The organism is Coleofasciculus sp. C1-SOL-03, assembly GCF_040220555.1.
Classification (GTDB): domain Bacteria; phylum Cyanobacteriota; class Cyanobacteriia; order Cyanobacteriales; family Coleofasciculaceae; genus Coleofasciculus.
This window is the reverse complement of record NZ_JAVJUO010000113.1, coordinates 1-24,719: the sequence shown is the minus strand read 5'-3', so window position 1 is coordinate 24,719 and position 24,719 is coordinate 1. Positions and strand designations below refer to the sequence as shown.

Genomic DNA, 24,719 nt, shown 5'->3' with positions numbered 1-24,719 from the left:
CAACTGTCCTAAATCAAGCCAACGCTACCGCAAATACCCAAATCAGGAGTGATTTACCATGTCTCGGAACTTAATCACGGCTGGGATAATTGATCCTTGCCAATTTTCTCTGGACGAAGTACGCCACCAAGTCGCTACATTCCTTAACATTCCCCTCCAGCAAATCGATCGCGTCGAATGCTGGCATCACCAAATCTGGGTCAAGCTAGTAGAATCCCGTGCTATCTTTGTCAGTTATCGCAACTTGCCCCTGTGGATTGAGGCAGGATTGGCGGCGATTGGGCGTTGTACCTCTCGTTCTCAGCTTGATGAATTAGGCGAAATCCTCCGCCGCGAACGTGACTGGTATGATCAGCATAACCAATCCGAAGCCGTGCAACCTTGGCGTCAGGCGTGGGCAAAACAGGCTGAATACCTGAGAAACGAAGACGAACGCCTGAAACCCATTCGCGCCCACCAACAAGCGGCAGAGGATTGGTATGGGGCTTGGGAACGGGTACTCTACTGTTGCCGAGAGTTTAGCCGACTTCAGGGATTAGCCCCAGAAATTAATCAGCAAAGTCAGGATTTTCAGGATTTACCTGAGATTATGCAAAAAATGCAGCAGTTGTGGCATCAGCGCTGGCAAGAACTATCGAGTGCGATCGCGTAAACTTAGGACTTCCGCAAAGCCTCTATTTGTAGTGGCGTGGCACACCTTATTTGATGAATTAGAATGGGAGCCCGGAAACTGTAGGGGCGCAAAGACTTGCGCCCGGTTTCACAGTCAAATCTATTCCACAATTTTAGCTGTGTCAGTCCAGTAGTGGCGTGACCCAACTAAAATAGGACTTTGTTTGTAGTGAGAACTTTAGTTCTCTATCCGCCTAGCTGGAGAGGGCTAAAGCCCTCACTACGAACCCAATCTATTCCACAATTTTAGCTGTGCCACGCCGCCATCGTGTGTTAGCGTTCGCGCAGCGTTCCCGTTCGCGCAGCGTTCCCGAAGGGTAGGGTAGCGTAACGTACCTTGGTGTTAGCTGAACTAACCCAATTCTTAGCATTAGAAGAGGAGAGGGCGACCCGATCATCTGTAGGGGCGGGTTTTACCGATAACATGCCTTCAAAAACTGGTAACTTATATAAACCCGCCCTGTTTCTGGAGTTGTTAATTAATGCAAGCGGGTCGCCCCTACACAGTTATTTCGCCTAAAAGAAGATGTCTATAGACTTACAGCGCAAAGCGCTGTAATAAAGTACAGTAGATCAAAGTCCCCCTTTTTAAGGGGGATTTAGGGGGATCGAAAATGTACCGCATAGCAGAGCAAACTGCTGTATTGTCTCGTTTAGGTTAACACTAATTTTATAAATTAATTGATGTTGGTAAAATAAAGACCAAATCTATTTCACATTCAACCGATTGCGGATCAGGGTTTCTGTCATTTGAGCAAGCTGATCTAACTTCTCTTTATTCTCCTGCGCCCGTTTTTCATAGTCTTTCTTACGAATAATTGCCGCCCGCGCTAAGTCTTCCCGATTTTGTTTCAGCGCTTGAATGGCAACTTTCTGCCAAGCGCTTATCTCCCGAACATCTTGATTATATTGCGGTTGCAGCGTATTCCAAACTCCTTTAATTTCGGCTAAGGCTTTAGTTAATAACCGATTGGCTTTGTCCGGATCTTTCTCTTGCAGCGCTCGTTTAATTGGTTCGTATAAATTCTCAGTATTCATCTGAGTAATAATCGGAATAAAATTTTGAATTTGCGGACTTTCACTGACACCAGTTTTACACCAGACAGCAAAGTGTTCACAGTTATTGGATAGTAGGTTATAGTTTCGTTCACCTAAACGACTTTCAGCGCGGCGAACGACTACATCAGGTATAAAATGAGTGGGATACTCTTTGACATAGATTTTCCCACCTCTAGCAAATGTCGGTAAAGAGGTGCGTTCAATGGTTTCACTGGGTTTGCGGTAGTGGATAACCGTACCGTCGCCACAGTCAATCCCATAATGTTTGTAGACGCCTTGTCGGTTGAACAATTCTCGATAAGCGTAGATTAGATCGCCTCGTGCCATACTTTCCTTTTGTCATTTGTTTATGTTATTTGTCATACTCGCTGTCGCCAGAAGCAAGCTACGTCATTCGTTCTTTGTGGGGTGAATTTCACCGTCAAGAAAAGAGTAAACCAGTGGGGATTGATGTTTCGATGTCCCTCAAGAGAGTAAAATCGAATGGGAAAGCCTATTACACTCCAGAATGAGCCGAATTTCTCCATCAACCTTGACTTCTGCCCCTCTCAACCCGCTTAAGCAACCCACAGGCTGGTTTTATGCCTTGTGGAAGTTTTCTCGCCCTCATACGATCATCGGTACTACCCTAAGTGTATTGGCATTGTATGTGATTGCCTTAGCGATTACCGATGGTGCGATCGCACTCTCAAATTTAGCTCAACTCTTGGGTACTTGGATATCCTGCTGTTGCGGTAATATCTACATTGTGGGACTCAATCAACTCGAAGATGTGGAGATTGACCAGATTAATAAACCTCATCTTCCCATCGCAGCGGGGGAGTTTTCCAGAGGACAAGCTAAACTGATTGTTACCGTAACTGGACTCTGTGCGCTGCTGTTAGCCCGGATACTGGGAGGGTGGTTATTTCTCATGGTTAGCGTTAGTTTAGCCATTGGTACAGCGTATTCCTTACCACCTATCCGGTTGAAGCGGTTTCCCTTTTGGGCGGCACTTTGTATCTTCTCAGTGCGGGGTGCTGTGGTCAATTTAGGACTATTCTTACATTTTAGCTGGGTGTGGCAACAGGGTGAAGCGATGACGCCAACGCCTGCGGTGTGGGGGCTGACATTATTTGTTTTGGTGTTTACCGTCGCGATCGCGATTTTTAAGGATGTCCCGGATATTGATGGGGATAAGTTATACAATATCACCACGTTCACGATTCGACTGGGTAAGCCAGCCGTGTTTAATATCACCCGATGGATTATTACCCTCTGCTATTTGGGTATGATTCTTGGTGGAGTGCTACTGTTTGACGTGGTTAACCCGCTTGTCTTGGGGATAACACACTTGGCGGCGTTAGTTTTGGTTTGGTGGCGTAGTCAGAATGTAGATTTGCAGGATAAAGTCGCGATCGCCAGTTTCTATCAGTTTATCTGGAAACTGTTCTTTTTGGAATATCTGATGTTTCCTACTGCATGTTTATTAACCTGAAACACTGATTGCACGGATTTAGGGGAGAGATTTGGGTGGGGAGGTGAGAGGTTAGTTGCACTGATTACACTGAGAGGTTAGTTCTCAAGCAACAGACGATGATTTGATTGTCAGGGAGATGATTGAGTTGTCTATGTTAATCTGTGTTATAGAATCGTTAGTTTCCTGTCGGTTTAATTACAATCTGTGTAATCTGTGTTATGCAATAGTTATATCATTTCCGGTTGAATACCCATAATTACGGTGATGGGGAGTAGGGGCTTGGTAACCAAGCCCGTACATTGTTAGTAGGGGTGATAGATCCGGACATCATATTAGTTTTGTATCTGTGTTATTACAATCTGGGTAATCTGTGTTTAATTTAAGTTGGATAGCGGCTACAGTCGTTAGTGTCGGTTTAGTAACGGTTATTTTTTTGATTGGTAAGACAATCGCGATCGCGTCGTTGTTTCAAAAGGGGATCGCCCTTTATCAGCAACAGGATTACCCCGAAGCGGAAGCGGTATTTCGCCAAGTTATCCAGAAACAACGTAGTAACGATATGGTGCGCTTACTCCTGGGTAATACACTCTTGGCACAAAATAAATGGGATGAAGCGGTAGCTGTCTTCCAGGATCTAATCGCGCGATCGCCAAAAACGGTGGATGGGTATGTCAAGTTAGCCCAAGCGTTGATTGAACAAGGGAAACCTGATCAAGCGATGCCTGTTGTTGAAGAGTTGATCCAGCGCCATCCGCAGAATACAGACATTCCGTTTAGCCTCGGTTTAATCCTATCAAATATTAATCGACTAGAGACACTAATTGAGTCGTATCAGACGTTGAGTCAACAGTCTCCTGACCAGGCTATTTTACGTTTAAATCTAGCCAATAGCTGGATGATTCAAGAAAACTGGGAAGCGGCTATAGACGAGTATCGGGAAGCGATTCGCCTCAATATTAAAAAGCCACAAGCGTATTGGTATTTAGGAGATGCGTTGAGACAAAAGGGTCAATTAGATGAAGCCCTCAGCGTTTGGCGAGAGGCAATTGTCCGTTATCCTAATGATCAGGAAGCTCAGTTAAGAATTCGACAAGCACTCAAAGAACAAGGTAAATTTGGATAGTAGTGGCGTGGCACACCTTATTTGATGAATTAGAATTACGCCCGGAAACCGTAGGGGCGCATGGCGTGCGCCCGATTCAATGGTAAAATCTATTCCATCATTTTAGCTGTGCCACGCCAGTAGGGTGTTTTTCAAAAAGTAAGGGCGGGTTTGACAATTACCGTTTTTTCCTCCCCCATCTCCCTCATCTTCCCTATCTCCCTCATCTTCCTAAACCCCTACACCCCTACACCCTCACACCCCTACACCCCACACCCTACACCCCACACCCCCACACCCTACACCCCTACACCCTACACCCTATCATGTCTGATCAGGATATCGTTCTCAACGCCAAAACCTACGAGTCACTCCAAGCAGAATTAACCGATCTGCGATCGCGTGTGGCACAATTGGACGCGATGAGAATGCCAGAACCGACTCAAGTTGCCCAGCAAAAGGCGCTGTTGGCTGTGGTGACGAAAATTCGGGAATCTCTGGATTTGGAGAGTATCTTTAAATCAACCGCCACAGAAGTGCGTCAACTGCTAAATGCAGATCGGGTGGGGATGTTTCGCTTTGATCCAGAGTCGGGCTGTCGCCGTGGGGAAGTTGTCTCTGAAGATGTGGTGTCGCCGTTTACGTCTGCTATCGCCACCAAAATAGAGGATGACTGTTTCGGCGAAAGACATGCGACTCATTATCAGCAGGGGCGAATTTGGGCGGCTGAAGATATTTATGCTCTGAATTTACCGGATTGTCACATTGCCATTCTCTCCCGTTTCCAAGTTCGAGCCAACTTGGTTGTACCGTTACTCAAGGGGAATCAACTTTGGGGATTGCTGTGTATTCACCAATGTTCGCGCCCCCGTCAATGGCAAAGTAATGAAATCGAGTTTGTCCGTCAAATTGCCATTCATTTAGGCGTGGCGTTACAGCAAGCGGAGTTTGTGGCGCAATTGCAGATGCAGTCAGAGTTATTGACGAAAGCGGTTAATCAAGCGGTTGAACGAGAAAAAGCAGTTGCGGCGATTATCGATAAGATTCGGCGATCGCTCGATATTAATACCATATTCCAGACGACAACTCAGGAAGCACGGCAGTTGCTGAATGCGGATCGGGTGGTAATTTATCGGTTTAATCCCGATTGGAGTGGTGAATTTGTGGTTGAATCGGTGGCTGAGGGCTGGAAATCCTTAGTCCAAGCGCAACATCAAGATATCCAGTTATGTCAAAATATTAGTAATTGTAGTATTACATCCTTAGCCAATCCTCAAATTATTGATACCTATTTACAGCAAACTCAAGGCGGTGACTTTATCAAAGGTGAAGTCTTTCGGGTTTGTCGTGATATTTATACCGCCGGGTTTTCGGATTGCTATATTCAAAGCTTAGAACGCTATCAGGCAAGGGCATACACGATTATTGCGATTTACAAAGGGAAAAGCCTCTGGGGACTCTTGGCGGCGTTTCAAAATTCCGCCCCGCGATCGTGGCGGGAGACAGATATTAATTTTCTGGTGCAAATTGGCGCTCAATTAGGGGTAGCGATTCAACAAGCTGAACTCTTAGGCAAAGCCCAACGGCGATCGGCAGAACTGCAAACCACACTGGAGGCACAATTACAACAACGGGCGGATGAATTAGCCCAGGAAGCGGAACGGGAACGGGCTTTAGCCCAGGTGATTGATAAAATTCGCCAAACGTTAGATTTAGATACGATTTTCCAAACGGCGGCTACAGAAGTCCGGCAATTGTTGGATGTTGAACGAATTGCCATTTATAAATTCCGCGAGGATTATTTCGGGGATTTTATTTTTGAATCGGAATCTGGAGATTTACCTAAACTGGTGGGGAGTGCTTGGGATGATACCTATTTAAGCGAACATAAAGGGGGTCGATTACGCGACAATGAAGCCTTTGTTGCTGATGATATTTATAACGCTAATTTAAGTGATTGTCATATTGAAACCTTAGAATCCTTTGGTATTAAATCTTTTGCTGTTGTTGCCCTATTTAAAGGGGAAAACCTCTGGGGACTCCTGAGTGCGTTTCAACATAATCAACCTCGCCATTGGCAAGACCGAGAAGTTAAGTTACTCATGCAAGTGGCAGCCCAATTGGGAGTCGCATTGCAACAGTCGGAATATTTGGAGTTATTGCAAGCGCAAGCCGTCCAGCAAGCCAAGGCTGCTGAACAGGCGCGGGCATTAGCGCGGGTGATTGAAAGCATTCGCCAAACCTTAGATATTGATCAGATTTTTAGTACGACAACCCAAGAAGTCCGGCAAATTCTTAACTGCGATCGCGTTGTGGTTTATCGATTCAATCCGGACTGGAGTGGAGATTTTGTCTCCGAATCGGTGGCATCAGGTTGGTCGCCGTTAGTCGGTTCTGAGCTGAAATCGGTTTGGTCAGATACCTGTTTGCAAAAAACTCAAGGCGGTCGATTTAAAAATCATGAAAATATTGTCGTTAATGATATTTACCAAACAATTTTCACTTCCTGTCATCTCAAATTGTTGGAGGTGTTTCATATCAAAGCCTACTGTTTAAGCCCGGTTTTTGTCGGTGACAAGCTGTGGGGATTATTAGGGGCGTATCAAAATTCTAGTCCGCGCCATTGGGAATCCGCAGAAATTAGTTTACTGACACAAGTGAGTAATCAGTTAGGCGTGGCGCTACAACAAGCCGCCCTCATGGCTCAACTCAAAGATGCTAAGGAAGCGGCTGATGCGGCGAACCGGGCTAAAAGTGAGTTTTTAGCGAATATGAGTCATGAACTACGGACTCCCTTGAATGCGATTCTGGGTTTTACCCAAGTGATGACCCGCGACTCGACGTTAACTCCAACTCAGCAGGAGTATTTAGGCATTATTGCTCGCAGTGGTGAGCATTTACTCACGCTGCTCAACGATGTCTTAGAAATGTCTAAAATAGAAGCGGGTCGGATTACGCTGAATGAAACCAGCTTTGATCTCTATCGCTTACTCAAAAGTTTAGAAGAAATGCTCCAGCTTAAAGCCGCTTCCAAGGGCTTACAGCTTATCTTTAATTGTGACCCAGAGGTTCCCCAATACGTGCGGACGGATGAGAGTAAGTTGCGTCAGGTTTTAATTAATTTATTGGGTAATGCGATTAAATTTACCGGGGAAGGGAGTGTCACCTTACATGTAGAGACGTTGCCTGCAACGTCTCTACAGGAACGGGGTATAATTGCCCAATCCCCAATCCCCAATCCCCAATCCCTAATCACCTTTGAAGTCGAAGACACGGGTCCAGGAATTGCCCCAACCGAACTTGATACCCTATTTGAAGCCTTTATCCAAACCGAAACCGGGCGCAAATCTCAAGAAGGCACAGGATTAGGTTTACCGATTAGCCAGCAATTTGTCCAACTGATGGGAGGAACCATCGCCGTCAGCAGTGTTTTGGGTCAAGGAACAACGTTTCGGTTTACAATTAAGGTTAATCCCGCTCAAGCGGCTGACATTGAGATTCAACAGTCTAAACGGGCGATTGGTTTAGCCCCCAATCAACCGACTTATCGGATTCTGATTGCTGATGATAAATGGGAAAGTCGGGTGTTGCTGGTTAATCTAATCGCACCGATGGGGTTTGAGGTACAGGAAGCGGAAAATGGACAGCAAGCTGTTGAACGTTGTCAGAGTTGGCAACCTCACCTGATTTGGATGGATATGCGGATGCCTGTGATGGATGGTTATGAAGCCACTCGTCGAATTCGACAATCGTTGCAGGGTCAAGCCACGGTAATTATCGCCTTGACTGCTAGTGTTTTCGATAAACAGCGATCGGTTGTTTTGTCCGCAGGCTGCGACGATTTCGTTAGCAAGCCGTTTCGGGAAGAGGTTATCTTTGAAAAAATGGCGCAACATTTAGGGGTGCGTTATTTGTATGCTGCAACTAAACCCCCCTCTCTGCCATCGCCGGATACGTCGCCAGCCCCCTTGCAGGAAACTGCCCTAGAAGAGGCGTTGGCACAAATGCCGACTGAATGGCTGGCACAACTGCACAAAGCTGCACTCAGCGCTAGAGAGAAAGTGATGATTCAGCTTATTGCCCAAATTCCGGAGGAGCAACTATCTCTGGCTCAAACCTTGACTCAATGGGTTAACGCCCTTTCTTTTGATCGCATAGTGGATTTAACACAGCCCCTAATTCATGAGTGAACGTCAATCTCAAGCCATCAAGGGAGACATATTAATTGTCGATGATATCCCTGATAATTTACGTATCTTGTTTACCATGCTGGCGAACCAAGGCTATGAAGTTCGTCGGGTCATTAGTGGAAAACAGGCACTGAATGCGGTTAATACTGATCCGCCGGATTTGATTTTGCTGGATATTAAAATGCCGGAAATGGATGGGTATGAAGTTTGTCAACGCTTGAAAGCTGACGAACAAACCGCCGAAATTCCGGTAATTTTCTTGAGCGCCCTTGATGAAGTCTGGGATAAAGTGAAAGCCTTTGAAGTGGGTGGCGTAGACTATATTACTAAACCCTTTCAACTCGAAGAAGTGATCGCGCGGGTTAAAACCCAACTAACTTTACGCCAGATTCAACAGCAACTGCAAGCCCAAAACGCCACACTAGCAGAAGCAAAAGAAGCCGCCGAAGCCGCTAACCGAGCGAAAAGTGAATTCCTGGCAACCATGAGCCATGAAATCCGCACCCCTCTGAATGCGGTGATTGGGTTAACCGGAATTTTAGAGAATACGAAACTGGATGCCCACCAACAGGACTTGGTAGAAACGATTCGCCAAAGTGGGGAAACCCTACTGATCACAATTAATGATGTGTTAGATTTTGCCAAGATTGAGTCGGGTAAACTAGAACTTGAATTCAAACCCTTTAATCTACGTGACTGTCTGGAAACCGCTGTTGATCTGTTTGCGCCCAAAGCGGTGCAAAAGGGATTAGAATTAACGTACTTTATTGACCCAGAAGTCCCCTCTACTCTGGTCGGAGATGTCACCCGCCTGCGCCAAATTCTCATCAATTTGTTGAGTAATGCCATTAAGTTCACGGATGTGGGGGAAGTTAGTGTTTCAGTAAAAGTTGAACATCACTATGTCACCGATTCGACTCAAAACCAGGATAGCCATACCTCGCCGACTGTTTGCCTTATTTTTTCGGTAAAAGACACGGGAATTGGTATCCCGAAAGACCGTTTTAACCGTTTGTTTCAACGCTTCAGTCAACTGGATTCTTCAACCACTCGCCAGTATGGGGGTACGGGACTAGGTTTAATTATTTCTAAACAATTAAGTGAAATGATGGGGGGAGAAATTTGGGTAGACAGTACCTTGGGTGAAGGGTCTACTTTTTCCTTCTGTGTCGTCTTAAGCGTAGATCAAGATGCGTCTGAACCGAATTTAACAACTCCTCAACCTCAGCTTGCAGGTAAACGAGTTTTAATTATTGATGATAATTCGACAAGTTGCCAAATTTTAACCCAGCAAACCCAATGTTGGGGCATGATTGCCCGAAGTACTCGATCGGGGAATGAAGCCTTGGCTTGGCTCAATCAGAAAGAAGCCTTTGATGTGGCAATTATCGATCGGCAAATGCCCGAAATGAACGGGCTAACTCTGGGTCTGCAAATCCACAACCAATCAGGTTTCAAAGAATTGCCTTTGGTATTATTAACGCCTATAGGAAAATTGACAACGAAAACGTCTTTAATTGAGCGTCATTTTGCTGCTTGTTTACCTAAACCGATTAAACTTGGGCAACTTTATAATACTTTAACTCAAGTTTTAGGAAGGCAAGCGACTGCTATTAAGTCTCAGCCTGCTTCGCCAGAATCGGGAGATTCACCTCTTGCCCAACAGTTGCCGTTACGGATTCTTTTGGCTGAAGATAATATAGTCAATCAAAAGGTAGAATTGTTGCTGTTAAAACGTTTAGGTTATCAAGCTGATTTGGTCAGTAATGGACAGGAAGTTCTTGATGCCATCTCCCGTCAATCCTACGATGTCATATTAATGGATGTACAGATGCCAGAAATGGATGGCTTAACCGCTACCCGTTATATCTGCCAAAACTACTCCCAGCGCCCTTGGATTGTGGCGCTGACAGCTAATGCGATGCAGGAAGATCGAGAAACGTGTTTAAAGGCAGGGATGGATGACTATATTAGTAAACCGATTCGTCAAGCCGATTTGATTCGTGTCTTTAAAACGATTCCTTCGCGCCAAGCACCAACACTGTAGGGGCGCACCGACGTGCATTGGTATCAACTTAAGCGGAAAAGTTTTTCCCTGTCAGAGAGCTAAGGGATAAAGGGGATGACAAAGGCTGATTTAGTATCATAACCCAGGATGTCTCGCTTTAAATTCTCAGGTTCAGATTGCACTCCCAGAATGAATACTCTTTCTTTGAGGTCATCTGGAATTTGACTCTGTGCGTAACTCAACCGATTTTCACGGTTATCAAAGTCAATCAGCAACACCATCATTCTTTGTGAGAATTTTCGCATTGTCGGCACATAATCGTTGATGAATTGTTCCACAGTTCTTTGCCAACCACCAGCGGGTGGCAGGACTTGAATAGCACGAGCATTAAGGTTGGGAGATTGAAGAAATCCATTGGCAATCTGGCGATTAGCATCATCTTCAGGTAACACAAGAATGTGAGGTTTATACTGGTTTGGACTCATAGCTCTATGTCGCCACAAATCAAGGTATTTATCAGATCGCCTGTCACTGGTATATCACTGAGCAATCTGACCAAAGTTGGCTCTAAGTGACTTTTTCGATCAAGGACAAAAGTATTGTCATCCGAAAACTTTCGGATAGCTTCTTCATTGTGTGATGTCGCTAAAATTTGCCCTTTCTGCTTAAATGAACGTCGCAATGACATTACAAAATAGCCAATTTCTGACAAGGAAAGATAATTTTCCGGTTCATCCCAGAAACAAAAAATTGAACCATAATATTCGTTAGCAGCTAACACAACAGCGCAAATAAAAAAGCATTTTTCACCGTCAGATAAGTCTTTAAAATTAATATGAAGATTCGCATTATTGGCTTCAAACCGAACAATCATGCTTTTGGAGTCTTTGCCAACTGGTTCATTCAAAAAATCTTGAATATCTGGCATAACGTCTCGGAGATATCTATAAATCTTTGTGTAGGCAGCAGGATAGCGACTGAGTAATCCAGAAATCCACTCCCCAAAGTTTGAACCATCTCGCCTTGGCTCCAAGGTGTCGCCCTTGGAGTCTCCTGTCATCAAGCTGGGGATTGGCGCTAAAATGATCATCTGAGCTAGCCAAGTCTTAAAAATATGAAGCGGATCAGTCTCAGATTGCTCCTGAATTACGGGAAGGGCAACCAAATGCCAATCCAACCGAAACTGAGCCTCACGATTTTGGGTGCTGCTGTAAAGAGTGACTTGAGCTTCTTTTCGAGAGTAAATTGGATCTCCTGAAACTAGCAATTGCTCCTCAGAAACTCGCAGTTCGCTAAATTTTTCTGGTAACTCTAAGGCTAAAACATAGTTGTACAATTTATGATCAAGTAATACTTCTATTTCAAAGCGAATCGGAACATCAGATCTTCTTCGAGCAAAATCTTTCGAGCTAATAATGTCTAATTGTTCAAGGTCGCGCATTCTATTGACACCTTGACTAATTTTCTGAAGTACTTCTAATGCATCGGCAATCGTTGATTTACCTGAACCATTTTTTCCAATCAACAGAGCAGATGACATTTCCTTTAGAATCAGCTCAAAGTTTTCTAGGCATCTGAAGTTGTGTATATATAGTCTTTGCAGCATAACCTAATGATTCTTAGCCGTGTAAATTGAAAGAACTTGTGAGCGAATGTACTTATTGTAAACGATATGGATTCACCCACATTCCGATTTTTACGCTATTCTTTTGCTAAACGCCTAACTTACGGAGGTGGGGGCTGGACATCCAAGGCAGTTAAGTACCAAGCAGCTTATCCCAGAACGTGAAATACAATCCGTAGTGTACAGTGTACTGGCGATGATGTATTGAATGATAGGTTGCCCCGATAAACCACTTCCCCAGCCAGTGGTGAAGAAATGATGAGGGAAATAGCTCGAATCCCAAATGAGACACTACTGCCCATATTGTCATCGTAATCAGTGCCGCCGCTAAGGTGATGAAATGGAGCGGGACGATAAAGATGATAACGACAAAGAAGAGTGACTGTATAATTGCCTCGGGTAGATCAAATGCGAAGGAACTCCACGGGGTTGGTTCTCCCGAACGGTGGTGTCCAGAATGCATCCATTTAAACAGCCAAGGGTGGTGAAAGAGGCGATGGATAAAGTAAAAGTATGTATCCTGAAGGATAAGCACCGCCACAAAACTAACTCCTATATACCACAGTCCATAGTCATAGGGGTCAGTGTAGAGGAGCGTTACTCCCAAACCGTACTCTGATAAGATTAGCGCTGCACAAAAAGCAAAAACAATTGCCGATAAAACTGATAATACGATATCATGTCTAATGGAATCATTCATCAGTGGCTTCAGACGCAAACTCTGTGTGGCGAGGGACTGTCCCAGAACGACATAAAAAAGCCAGTAGGCTCCCCCAGCGATTAGAAAGTATCGGGCAAGAGTGACTCCCAAGAAGACTAAGTAATAATACTCAAATGAGTGGTTGGTTAACTCGTTCGTAAATTGCAAGTTTCCTCCTTTTTACTTTTAAACTCGGCTGCCGCTAATCAAATTCCTCTTAGATACTTTTTCATAGAGGTATATGCTTAATGCTTAATAAAACTGTTGTCATTGACGCTATCATTAATGACTTATACCAAATCTGCCTTCATAACTCCCTGCAAGAGGAGGCGATTGAAATCGCTGCTACACTTGCCAAAGTCCGCCTGCGCGGACTAACTTATAACGGGGGGGTAGCTAACCCAGATTTGGTATTACTTATGGTCTCACAGATATTTAATTCATCAAAAATGCCCAAAGGTAGATTTTGGGCAGTGTCAATACACATTGATGCGGAGGGCGCACGTCGGTCATTGGTGTCAACTTAAGGCTGAAACCCTTACTTAATCAGAGATCCCCCCTAGCCCCCCTTTTTGATCCTCCTTCCGTCCCCCTATTAGATCCCCCTCTTCCCTTAAAAAGGGGGAAGCCAGCGGATGCTTCGCTTTTTGTTGCACGGGGGGAACCAGAAATTAATCAAAGTCCCCCTATTAGATCCCCCTTCCGTCCCCCTTAAAAAGGGGGAGACCAGATGTTGCTTCGCTTTTTTTGCATGGGGGATTTAGGGGGATCTAAACTTTGAGCGCTAGTCATACAAAGTCTTAAGTTGACACGGATGCACGTCGGTGCGCCCCTACTGGACTGACCCAGCTAAAACGGTGAAAAAGAATTTACCATTGAATCGGGCGCAAAGCTTTGCGCCCCTACAGTATTTTGGTGTAATGGTAAACCATCAGTTATAGCAGCTCCCGCCAACGGTGGTGACACCAAGCGGTGTTCTACTGAATCGTTTCCTCTCCATAAAAAGCGGCTCTATCCACAGGAGACCAGGGCTGGAGTCTGCTGAGTAAGGCGGGGTCAGGTTGAATGCGCTGAATTTGCCCTTCTACTTTAGGACTATCAGGTCGCAGGGATTGTCCGCAAATGAGTAAAAACGACCACTGATAGGTCTTGCCAAGTTCCAGAGTTGGTGCATCAAGGGGCAATTTAAAGCTGACCAAACCTCTCTGGTTAGGAAGTGATACGGTTTTTTGGTAGAAATAATCTTCGGTTTCATCCTTGAGAATAAATACCGCCTCTTGAGCCACTGTCGTCGGGATGTACACGAAAAATGTGGGGCGTTCAGCTACCGTGAAGCCGTGATTTGTGGCTAATTGGAACGGCGTGACTGATGTTCCCAGCTCACTGATGTCATTGGGACATACACCCCCATCCCGTGAGGCTCCCCCGGCTGAATCTTTGGGGGTTCCTTTCCGGTCGGGAACAAAGGTCGCACTCGCTGTTTCAGACAAGGGTATCGTTTCAGCATGTAGTGGTACTGGTAAACTACCAACCAGTAGCAGCTTCAGGAAAAGACCTACTAATAAAAATGCAAGAAGTTGAGGTGTATGTTTCCAAGCCATGATCAAAAACCCTCGTGAAGAAGAATAAGCTGTAGTGCATCACAGGGATTTTCAGCGGCATCCCATAATAGACAAATAAGACTGCTATTATACTCAACTGATGACAATTTGTCTATTTATTTGTGAGTATACCAATTCCCTGGTAGAGCAACTGAAAGATTAGAGAGTACCTACCACCGTGGATGTGTCACCCCATCTAACACTTAGTTTTTATTTGGGAGTGTAGGGTCACACCCCTCATAAGTTTTTAATACTAAGTATCGTATCATAACGTGGAATGAGCCGTACCCATTAACATAAATTCTTTATTTTTGTAAATATGAGGTAATTGGCAACAGGGAACAGGATTTGAGTCAAAGCCAATTTCCGACTAAGACAAAAGGCGCCCAGTAAAAGGGATGCTGATAATTCGGTTGACGTAGGAGAGTAAGTTGAGCCTGACGCAGGGCTTGGGCTTTACTGACTTGAGATTGGGTGAGTTGTCGATAAAATTCAACCATTAACTGAGCCGTCGATTCATCGTTCACTGACCATAAAGTGGCTAGGGTACTACGAGCGCCCGATCGCACAGCTAATCCAGCCAGTCCCAACGCCGCTCGCTTATCCCCTGTCGCCGTTTGACAAGCACTGAGAACCAACAGTTCAATCGGGTTTGTATCCTGTCGCTGTCTGACTTGCAGGAGTTGATCTAAATCTTTCACCTTGATGCGACTATTCCAAGTGAGCAGAAATGTGTTATCGGCTTTGGAGCTAAACTGTCCGTGAGTCGCTAGATGAACCACGGGAAAGGGAGTCGTCTCAATTTGCTCTTGCAGAGTCTCATGGGTAAACTGTTGATTCAAAAACACCTTAGCCGGAAGTTGGGCGGCGATGTTTTCCACTTCCAACTCCACGGCGGGGAGAGCCGGAAAACCGTCCCGTGCCTCGGTGAGTCCAGCGGTTAAGGCTTTCAGTTGTTGGGGAAGAAGCGATCGCGGCTCGATCAGTTGTAATCCTGCCGATAGCGCAACATTATAGTTCTCAATCAGATACTGCTGTCCATCGTGGAGCGCCGCCATGGGCAAATTTCGCAAAGCACCATCCAGAACAAAGACAAGGGTTTTAATCTCATTCTCTCTTAACTCCGGTTCAATCGGTCGAATCAACCAGTCATAAAGCTGCTGGGAAAGGCGTAACCGTTCTTTGTTTGACCAAGCTGGATTTAAGGCTTGAATTAACTGCTCAATAGTACTATCGATTTGAGTTTGAGCTAAATCGGTTTGAAAATAGCGCAGGGGTTTTCCGGGTAGGGAGACGATAACCGCAAAATGATTCGGCAAAATAATTGGGTAAATGACGGAAGCCTGGGGATCAATCTGGTCAATCGATTGACGTTGAACTTGCCAACAGGCTTCCCGAAAGAAATTCTCCAATTCCGCCAATCTCAGGGATTCAATGGTTTCACGGGCGACTTTGAGCTGCTCTGGTGTGGGCTGATTACTTAACAGCAATTCCACCAAATTGCGATAAATGGGTTCAACGGTTTCTCGAAAGGAAAATTGCACATCAGGATTAATCGCCACCAAATCACGGCGTAAGGATTGCAGGGTATGAACCGCTTCCCGATTTGCCGCGATCGCACCTGTCAGATTCCCTTGGTGTTGGAGTATCTGACTCAATTGCCATTGCCAACGGTAGGCGATTTCAGTGGCTTGTATTCCTTGCGCCAAACTTAACGCCTCTTCGGTTAACTCTCGCGCCTCTAACCACTGCTGTGTCTGCATATAGAGATGTCCCAATTGACCCAAGGCGTAAGATTCAGATCTCTTATCATTAAGCTGTCTGGCTTGGTGAATCGCTCTAGCTAACAATTGTGCGATCGCGCGGGGAAACCCTTCAGAACTTTCGAGGGCATGGTTTTGAGTGTGTAGGGGCGGGTTTAGGGACTTTCTGTTAGCTCTTGATGGTAAGGTTTTGACAAAACCCGCCCTGACTAAGTGTTGAGATAACTCCCCCATCTCCCTCTGCTCCCCTGCACCTCTGCTCCCCATTTTCATCAAACTCTCAGCGAAATTCACTTGAGCATAAACCGCCGCCCGATTTAGGGGTAAGTTGGATAATTGAGCGTAAATTTGGGGGACTAAGGTTTGAGCGTCTGTCCAATTTTGAGTTTCAATCAGCAGGCTGAGTTGGTTGAGTTGGGCTTCAACTTGAGTCAGAGGGCTGATTGCTATCGAGGCGGCTTGTTGATAATAGGCGATCGCATCTTCAAATTCCTGTAACGCTCTCGCCGTATTTCCCAGGCTAAATAGCGTTGAACTTTGCTCAGCGACTGCATCGAAGCGCTGAGTTATTGCCAAACTTTGTTGCAAAACCTGTTGCGATTCCTCTAAATTACCCACCACTTGCAACGCAACGCCCAGACTGCGTAATCCGGCGGCTTTGAGTAAGGAATCCGGTTGAGTTTGGAGTTGGGTTTCCATTCGCTCTAAGGTAATTTGCGATCGCCGATAGAGTCCCAACGCTTGTAGAACTTGCGCTTGGTTAATTTGGCTTCCGAATACTCCTGTTTGATCCCCTGCGTCTTGATACGCCTGTTCTGCTTGTTTCCAGGTTTCTAAAGCCGCTTCCATTTGTCCTTGGGCATAATGGAGACTAGCTTGAGTATTCAGGAGTTGGGCGAGAAGGCGTTGATGATTGCGAGTGGGTTTGAGGCGGTTAGCGACTAGATTTAGGCTTTGGGTAATCGCTTGTTCTGCCTCTTGCCATTGTCCCAACTCTTGATAGGCTAAAGAAAGATAACTTAAGCTCAGGGCATGGTGGATGCGATCGCCTTGAGCTTGATACGCTTGCATCGCCTGTTGCCAAACCCTAATCGCTTGCCAAAAGCGTCCAGCCGCGTAGAGGGCTTTACCTTGTTCGAGTTGAGTTAAAGCCTTGTCATCCTCCTGAACTGAGTTTATATCCTGTTCCCTGTTAAGAGTTCCCTGTTCCCGACTCAAGACTTGAATCTGAGTTGATCCCGTAAGCGGTATCGGCGGATGCTGTGCTGGGGTGGGAAAAACCCAGGTGATCAGGAACAATGTGAGTAATCCTAACCCGATACAGCGACTGATCGCCTTGAGGCGTAAGGAGAATATCGCTATTTTTTGAGTTCGCGATCGCCTTACAGCCATTTTCAGTCTGATGCGGGGTAAAAAAGTCATGAGGGAAAGTATGAAACAATGACTTATGAATAAGGGCGGATTTAGTATTAGAGGTTAAACCCGCCCCTACAAACATCTATGCGGGTAATGTGCAAATTAAATAGGATGGGCTGTAGTGCAGCACGGGGCGTCAAAACCTTTGGCAGTAACCAGTATAATGCCTTCTATGGGGTCTGCCAGTATTCGCCTACAGGTAATGTGACTGGGCAGTTTGCTGATGACGTTTCGGCGCGGTAATTATCCGGGTCTAGTCTGAGCAAGAGTTTTCCCTATTCCCTAGCAGATTTCCTCTAGCAGATCCCCGACTGCTTGACGAAATCGGGGATCTAATTAGGTGTAGGGGTGTAGGTGGATTTATTGGTGGGAACGGGAGTTGCGATCGCGCGTTTTCAATCTTTTTTGTACAGCTTGGGTTTTGAGTATCAGTTCAATTCCCTGAGTGATCATCCCTGGGATAACATCTAGTACGGGTTGACCTGAGAGTACATCAAGATTGCCATTCACCACAATGAGTGTAGCTTGCGCGACGAAGGCTAAAGCGATGATTTTTCGCCAAACAGTGTTCTTAGCGTCCGGTTGCGGCTGATGATGGGCTTGTTTTCTGTAATTCATTGAATTCACCTCGGTTTGGGGTTACAAGGTGAATTGTTTTTTTGGGTTGCTCCCCACGCACGTCCCCAAGCAGTCGCTAGAATCTTTGTATAATAAGAGTTTGCCGCTTGGGGAACTTCCCTGTTTGAGGAATTAGAATTTTTTAACTATTTCTTTATATTTGACGGATGCCAAGAAATATTCGTTGGGACGAATCAGTTAAGGAAAATACGCTGAACCTGGTAGAAGCATTGTTGGATCAGGCGAATTGCAACTCCGACGACTTGGAACTCCAAGCAGCAGTTCAGGTTGAGTAGGTGACACACAACAAGCTACGAGTGACGGGAAAAGAGAAGCGCAAAACAGGGAAAAGAGAGCGAATCGTTGAAGTTGGGACTCGCAAGGAACACTTAATCAAGCTGCTGGAAAAGGCTGGCAAAGACTTAAAACTTCCCAAGCAAAAAGAAGAATCTGGCAGCAGTCTACAAGAGAGGAAATTGGCAGAGATTCAGACTGCACTCGACTGCTTGAAAGAGTTGGAAATAAGAGAACCGAAGAAAGCCGCCAATAATAAAGGCTATTGGAAATTTACGCTGACGCTAAAGCATCAGACGGCGACAACGGAAGAGAATCTTGAGGTGGTTAAGCAGAAGTGGAAGGAACACCCAAAGACAAAATCTCTAGCAACTTCCTCGACAACACCAATACCGGAAACAGAGACAAGCATCGACTGGCAGAATATCTGCCGCACTAAGTTGGAAAAGCAGAAGCAACTAACGAGTAATCGATTGATGCGTGCGGATGAGATGTTATTTGATATCAATCAGATTGGCGTGGATTTGGCATTAGTCGAACGCAAGAAACCAGACAATCGGAGTGGAGATGATAATCCTCAACAATCCCAATCGTACAAGCCAGACTATGAGGAAACTGAAAAACTTGAGTACAAGGATTTTCTTACCAAAGTCCTGAAATCAGAGCCAAGTAAGAACATTGCAATCATTGGTGAACCGGGCGCAGGAAAAACCACGCTTTTACAGAGGATTGCTTTCTGGATATTGGAGAACACGAATAGTTTGCCGATTTGGATACCACTGGGAATTTTGCCGACGGCGGCGCCAACGTTAAAAGACTATCTGCTGCATCATTGGCTAGAAGATGCCATTGTGAGGGTCACGCCGAAAATTAAGACTGAGTTTGAAGAACTGTTGAAGGCTGGTAGGGTGTGGCTGTTGCTGGATGGGGTGGATGAAATGGTTGCCAATTTTGGGAATCCGTTGTCATTTATTAATAATTGGATACCCGGTTGGTGTCAACACTTGTCGGTGATGCTGACGTGTCGGTTAAATGTTTGGGAAGCCAATCCTCATGCTCTAAACAACTTTAAAACCTATCGCACGTTGGAGTTTAGCCCAGAGAAAGTAGAGGAATTTATCCAGGCTTGTTTTCAAAACCGTAGGGGCGCACCGACGTGCGCCCAGGAATTGGGTATTCAGTTGCAGCAGGCGCTAAACCAACCGGGAAAAGAGCGAATTAAGGATTTAGTAAAAAATCCCCTGCGATTAACGCTGTTGTGTTCAACTTGGCATTTGCGAGAGGGCAAGTTACCGGATACTAAGGCTGAACTCTACCAGCAGTTTGTCGAGGAAGTGTACAAGTGGAAAAAAGATGAGTTTCCCACAACACCTGAACAGAGAGAGCAACTCAACGCCAAGCTAAAAGAGTTGGCGCTAGAAGCAATTGACAAGGAAGAAAACCGATTTTGTTTGCGCCATAAGTTTGTCGAGAGTATATTGGGCGATCGCGAGGGTTCTATGTTTAAATTGGCGCTCAATATCGGCTGGCAGAATCAAGTAGGTGTAGATGCCAAAAATCCAAATCCTAATCAACCTGTTTATGCTTTCTTTCATCCCACGTTTCAGGAATATTTTGCAGCGCTGGCGGTTGATGATTGGGACTTTTTCCTACCTCGCGCCCACGATAACTGTAATCCCAAGCCAGTCTCAGATAGATACCGCATTTTTGAACCGCAGTGGAAAGAGGTATTTTTGCTGTGGCTGGGGCGTTATGAACTTACACATGAACAGAAGAATGAGTTTATCAAAGCTTTAGTAGAATTTGAGGATGGCTGTGGCAAGTTTTATCATTATCGATCCTATTTTAGGGCAGCTTTGGGAATTATTGAGTTTAAAGAATGTAGTTTTATAAATAAAATTATTGTACAAGTGTGCAAGCACATTTGTGAATATTACGACAAGAAAAAGCAGGAAAAAATTATAATTACTAATTCCCTTAAAAATGAGATACAAGCATTGTTACTGAAGATGGATCGTGGAAAAGTCATTGATACGCTCACTCAACTATACTACACTGATCAGGATGCTAATTCCTGTCATAAAACTGCTTTAATGTTCTGGGAAATAGAACCGTCTCACCCTGATGTCTATACTCTTTTAAGTGATTCTCTGAGTAATTTAATAAACAACTATTCTCTGAGTAATTTAATAAGTAATTATAGGGATTTTCCAGTAGAGAAAACTACTGAAATACTAGCAACAAAAAATGATCATTTTATTCAACTAAGTAAATCGTTCAAAAGACTTGTTCAATCTGATGCTAACGCAGTTGGTGTAATTATTGGAGTATTTCTTGGAGCTTATCGTTTTCAGACGGGTCAGTTGAGTCAACTTGAATTTGAATCTGCAGTAGTGCTTAATGGTATAATAAAAACCTTGATTGAAACCCCAGGCATTTTGGTTTCTTTCTTAGAGTTGTATCAGAGTTTTTATTTAGATATATTGCCTCTTTACTACGATAAACAAAATAAACAAGAAATTCGTCAGCAAACTTTACAAATTAAGGGGATACTTGCTTCTGTTAACTGGCTATGTACTGAATCAGGGAGTATAGTACGGTCTAAGTTATGGAGTAAACTAAGACAATCTAATCCACAACCCAAAACTGGTAAAATATACTGGTTGGTTGGATTCGATCATAATAGTATTTATAGCTTCAGAAAAAAAATCATTAACTTCATTACCAAAATATGCATCGAAAGCCCTGACATTATCGTTGATTTTTTGGATTGCATAAGTAATTATTTTTATGAGTTTAACTGTTTAAAAAAAACTTATATTGTACAAGATGCTGAGTATACTCCAGATAAGATCGCTGCCTTAATAAGGCTGCTGCACAGTTGCAAAAATAAATTTAGTCTTTGGTTGGTGGCTTATCTATTGTGGAAAATTGACTCTAAAAACCCAGATTTAATTGCTGCATTAACGAAACTATTACATACCTGTAAAGAGAAATCTATCCATTGGCAAGCTGCTATTTTATTGTTGCAAATTGATAAATCCAATCTCAAAGCGATTACGACCCTTACTGATTGCTTGCACAACTGTAAAAATGAATCTATCTTGAGGCAAGCAGTTGAGATTTTAGCTGAAATTGGTACAAGCAACTCAGATACAATTACCGCACTGATACAACTGCTAGATACCCATGCCGATGGAGAAATCGGTATAAAGGTGGCTATTAGTCTAATGAAAATTGGCAAATCTAACCTAAATGCGATCACAGCTTTGACCAAACTGCTACATACTTCTGCAAATGAGAAAACTTGTAAGCTAACTACTGATATATTGAAAGAAATTGACCCAGGCAACTTAGATGCTGTAGCTACTCTAACTCAACTGCTGAAAAGTCAGGATAAGTCTATCCGTATAAAAGCTGCTGATAACTTGTGGGAAATTAACAAAGGTAACCCAGATGCGAGTGCTACCCTGATGGACTTGCTGCATACCTGTCAAGATCAAAATACCTTTAAGCAAGTCATTCTCAGCTTACAAGAGAAAATTGGCAAATCCCACCCCGATGTTATCACCGCCTTAACCAAACGGTTATCTAACTGTGAGAATGAGTCTATCCGTATAGAAGCTGCTGATAACTTGTGGGAAATGGACAAGGGTAACCCAGATGCGAGTGCTACCCTGATGGACTTGCTGCATACCTGTCAAGATCGAAATACCTTTAAGCAAGCTATTCTTAGCTTAGGGACTTGCGGCTTAATAGTGTACCAATCAAGCTTTGCTGAATTGGTGAATGCAGGTTTCCTCACTGATACTTTATTTTCTGGTACTTTATTTTTACGCAGCTCCCTACAACAGAAAATTGGCAAATCCCACCCTGATGTTATCACCGCCTTAACCAAACGGTTATCTAACTGTGAGAATGAGTCTATTCGTCTAGAAGCTGCTGATAACTTGTGGGCAATGGACAAGGGTAACCCAGATGCAAGTGCTACCCTAATTGCTCTTATGGAAACCAGTAAAGACAAGAGCATTCGGGAAAATTTGGTTCGGAGATTAAAGAAATTTGCTCAACCTTTTCTCATGGCTCAAGTTGTCACTAGATTGAGGAGTTGTTTAGCCGATAAAGTTAAAGAAAATGACTTTAAGCACTATGAGGCTTGCTACGATATCATCTGGCACTGTGCCGAAAACATGAGCTATTCAGAGTTTTATCAAGCTTGGCATCAGCAAGAAGAAGTAGAGAAGACAACGACCCCCGACAGCCAAAACCTCAACCAAGCTGACTTACCCCAAAGCCTTCAAAGTGCCATTACCAACGACCCCCAACTAAGCCAAATTATCCACCTAATTTACATCGACAGTAGCCAATTCATCGAACCCGATAACCCCGCTGAAATATACGACCAGATGCTTGACCAGAACTGCCCAGAGTACGATCCAGTACCCGAAATAATGTCAGCACTCAAGCTATATTGGAACTCCCTCAAGCGCAACAGCAATAAACGCCCCTTTTTAGTCTTTTACTCATCATCTACCCATCCCTATAACCAGGCATTTCTCACAGCTTTGAGCAAATTCGGGCGTGAAGTTTGTCTGATCACAGAGCAACCTATTGACCACATTCCCTTAAAATACTTCACACCAAGCCAGTCAATCAAAGACATCCTGGAATGGATACGCACAAACTAGTGGGCTGACACAACTAAAATGGTGGTATAGATTGTAGGTTGGGTTGAGGAACTAAGCCCAACAAAAGATAGGGCTAAAGCCCTTACTACGAACCCAAGCTAATCTATCAAATAAGGTGTGCCACGCCACTAGAATTAATCCAGATGTACCAATTAATCTCCATTCTTTCAGGTAAACCAGACTATGAAACTCGCTAACGTATCAACAGACACGCTCGAAAAAATTAAGTCCGTGCGCTGGGACAGAATTATTGAAAAACATGAAGGTCCCGAAAATTGGGAATCGGTTCTCAGATATTACGAACCCGAATTTATGGAAATTGAGGGGCGTTGGGTACTTCTGCCTATCGAACGAGAGCATCATGCTAATATCACGATTATTCGTTCTATTTGGAGTGCGGATGGTAATTCGCTGACGCTGTTTCTCAAGGATACCACCTATGATGATGACCCATTTTTCTCCGGCTATATGGCTGTTTGCGATAAGCTCAAAGATGAAGATTTCTTTTTGGCAATTTTATATCACGAATGGTTTATGATTGAACGAACAGATATTTTTGAGGGATTTTCCAGCTTAAATTTAACTGATTAATCAAATCTGGAGACAGTGAAAGCCAACCATTAAAACCTGTATCTATGATTGCATTTTGAGTATAACTTTTGTCGTTAACATCATAAATTGAAAGGGGAATAATGGGTTCAAAGTCTGCATTGACACGTCCTGTAATCATGCTGTTCTTTTCCCACGTTCACCGAACCGACGCACATAGCGCGAACCAATGCGGACTATCCAGATTTGAGCATTTGGATGACGCGCTTCCAAGCGATCGCAAGCCGTTATTTCACTGGAATCAACCTCAAAATCTCCTGTTTCCAGATCAATTGCCACAATCTTGCCGTGATTCCCGGCTTCGACTTGAGGACGTACCTGAGTTTCGTAGATTTCGTCACCACGTCGAGCAAATTCTTCTTTGCTGTATCGGGGTTGTCGGACTACCATTGGCATGATCTTGTTTCAGCTTGATGCCTCTAGTTTAGCTTAGATGATAACCCGATAGAAATAAGTCCAGATAAGTGAGAATTAGCTGATGGTTCCCCTTCTCCCATGAAACAAAAGCTCCCGCATCCTCTGTCCTCCCCGCATAGAAAAAAGCGAAGCATCCGCTGGCTTCCCCCATGGAACAAAAAGCGAAGCATCCGCTGGTCTCCCCCTTTTTAAGGGGGACGGAAGGGGGATCGAAAAGGGGGACGGGAGGGGGATCTACAAGGTGGACGGAAGGGGGATCTGGAGGGGGAAACAAGAGGGATGGCAAAGGGGTTAAAAGATGAGGGTGAAGCGGCTTCCGTCAGTTTGTTTTTGTAGCCAGGATTATGGTTGTTAGTCGGGGCGGGTTTAGTTACATCAGGGTGACAACAAAGGTTAGTGGTTAAACCCGCCCCTACAAAAGGGTTGGTTTAGTGACATTAATGTGACAAAAAATGTTATATCAAATCCGAGTTAGCCACCCCTGTTATAACCCAGTCCG

General features: G+C 44.5%; 16 protein-coding genes and 1 pseudogene. 8 read left to right on the top strand and 9 right to left on the bottom strand.

The genetic code is table 11. The features are described from left to right. The first annotated feature begins 58 nt into the window (after window positions 1–58). Window positions 59–652: a hypothetical protein gene (locus RIE73_RS18325; RefSeq protein WP_446402544.1), complete on the top strand. Its 594-nt coding sequence runs from the start codon at window positions 59–61 to the stop codon at window positions 650–652. A 728-nt stretch (window positions 653–1,380) separates the two neighbouring features. Here RIE73_RS18325 and RIE73_RS18320 read toward each other — a convergent pair. Then, window positions 1,381–2,058, bottom strand: coding sequence for a lecithin retinol acyltransferase family protein (locus RIE73_RS18320; protein WP_446402543.1), 678 nt, complete (start codon window positions 2,056–2,058; stop codon window positions 1,381–1,383). 181 nt (window positions 2,059–2,239) lie between these two features. Between RIE73_RS18320 and RIE73_RS18315 the strand changes: the two genes are divergently transcribed. From RIE73_RS18315 to RIE73_RS18300, 4 genes are all read left to right on the top strand, one after another. After that, a complete protein-coding gene (locus RIE73_RS18315; RefSeq protein WP_446402542.1) occupies window positions 2,240–3,208 on the top strand; it encodes a homogentisate phytyltransferase in 969 nt (322 codons plus the stop codon). 352 nt (window positions 3,209–3,560) lie between these two features. Next, a complete protein-coding gene (locus tag RIE73_RS18310) occupies window positions 3,561–4,313 on the top strand; it encodes a tetratricopeptide repeat protein (RefSeq protein WP_446402541.1) in 753 nt (250 codons plus the stop codon). A 305-nt stretch (window positions 4,314–4,618) separates the two neighbouring features. Beyond that, window positions 4,619–8,482, top strand: a complete 3,864-nt coding sequence (locus tag RIE73_RS18305) for a GAF domain-containing protein (RefSeq protein ID WP_446402540.1) — start codon at window positions 4,619–4,621, stop codon at window positions 8,480–8,482. Beyond that, window positions 8,475–10,529, top strand: a complete 2,055-nt coding sequence (locus RIE73_RS18300; protein ID WP_446402539.1) for a response regulator — start codon at window positions 8,475–8,477, stop codon at window positions 10,527–10,529. The genes RIE73_RS18305 and RIE73_RS18300 overlap by 8 nt, the downstream gene beginning before the upstream one ends. A 59-nt stretch (window positions 10,530–10,588) precedes the next feature. Here RIE73_RS18300 and RIE73_RS18295 read toward each other — a convergent pair whose 3' ends face one another. The 6 genes from RIE73_RS18295 to RIE73_RS18270 form a co-directional block, all read right to left on the bottom strand. Then, window positions 10,589–10,975, bottom strand: a complete 387-nt coding sequence (locus RIE73_RS18295) for a hypothetical protein (RefSeq protein ID WP_446402538.1) — start codon at window positions 10,973–10,975, stop codon at window positions 10,589–10,591. After that, window positions 10,972–12,096 (bottom strand): AAA family ATPase, encoded by a 1,125-nt coding sequence (locus tag RIE73_RS18290; RefSeq protein ID WP_446402537.1) that lies wholly within the window; start codon window positions 12,094–12,096, stop codon window positions 10,972–10,974. The genes RIE73_RS18295 and RIE73_RS18290 overlap by 4 nt, the downstream gene beginning before the upstream one ends. A gap of 151 nt (window positions 12,097–12,247) precedes the next feature. After that, window positions 12,248–12,982, bottom strand: coding sequence for a sterol desaturase family protein (locus RIE73_RS18285; protein WP_446402536.1), 735 nt, complete (start codon window positions 12,980–12,982; stop codon window positions 12,248–12,250). An 809-nt stretch (window positions 12,983–13,791) separates the two neighbouring features. Beyond that, a complete protein-coding gene (locus RIE73_RS18280; protein ID WP_446402535.1) occupies window positions 13,792–14,415 on the bottom strand; it encodes a DUF928 domain-containing protein in 624 nt (207 codons plus the stop codon). Window positions 14,416–14,768: 353 nt separating this feature from the next. Continuing rightward, window positions 14,769–17,600, bottom strand: a complete 2,832-nt coding sequence (locus RIE73_RS18275; RefSeq protein ID WP_446402534.1) for a CHAT domain-containing protein — start codon at window positions 17,598–17,600, stop codon at window positions 14,769–14,771. A gap of 354 nt (window positions 17,601–17,954) precedes the next feature. Beyond that, on the bottom strand, window positions 17,955–18,212 hold the full coding sequence (locus RIE73_RS18270; protein ID WP_446402533.1) for a hypothetical protein: 258 nt from the start codon (window positions 18,210–18,212) through the stop codon (window positions 17,955–17,957). A 167-nt stretch (window positions 18,213–18,379) separates the two neighbouring features. Between RIE73_RS18270 and RIE73_RS18265 the strand changes: the two genes are divergently transcribed. From RIE73_RS18265 to RIE73_RS18255, 3 genes are all read left to right on the top strand, one after another. Beyond that, window positions 18,380–18,508, top strand: coding sequence for a hypothetical protein (locus tag RIE73_RS18265; protein ID WP_446402532.1), 129 nt, complete (start codon window positions 18,380–18,382; stop codon window positions 18,506–18,508). Next, window positions 18,509–23,194, top strand: coding sequence for an NACHT C-terminal alpha/beta 1 domain-containing protein (locus RIE73_RS18260; protein ID WP_446402531.1), 4,686 nt, complete (start codon window positions 18,509–18,511; stop codon window positions 23,192–23,194). Between the two features lie 183 nt (window positions 23,195–23,377). Continuing rightward, the gene (locus RIE73_RS18255; protein WP_446402530.1) at window positions 23,378–23,785 is read left to right on the top strand and encodes a hypothetical protein; all 408 of its coding nucleotides are present in this window, start codon (window positions 23,378–23,380) and stop codon (window positions 23,783–23,785) included. Here RIE73_RS18255 and RIE73_RS18250 read toward each other — a convergent pair. Further along, a pseudogene (locus RIE73_RS18250) lies at window positions 23,760–23,924 on the bottom strand (clan AA aspartic protease); the annotation flags it as partial. The gene RIE73_RS18255 and the pseudogene RIE73_RS18250 sit on opposite strands and share 26 nt — an antisense overlap. Further along, window positions 23,921–24,193, bottom strand: coding sequence for a hypothetical protein (locus RIE73_RS18245; protein WP_446402529.1), 273 nt, complete (start codon window positions 24,191–24,193; stop codon window positions 23,921–23,923). The pseudogene RIE73_RS18250 and the gene RIE73_RS18245, both read right to left, overlap by 4 nt. Window positions 24,194–24,719: the final 526 nt, after the last annotated feature.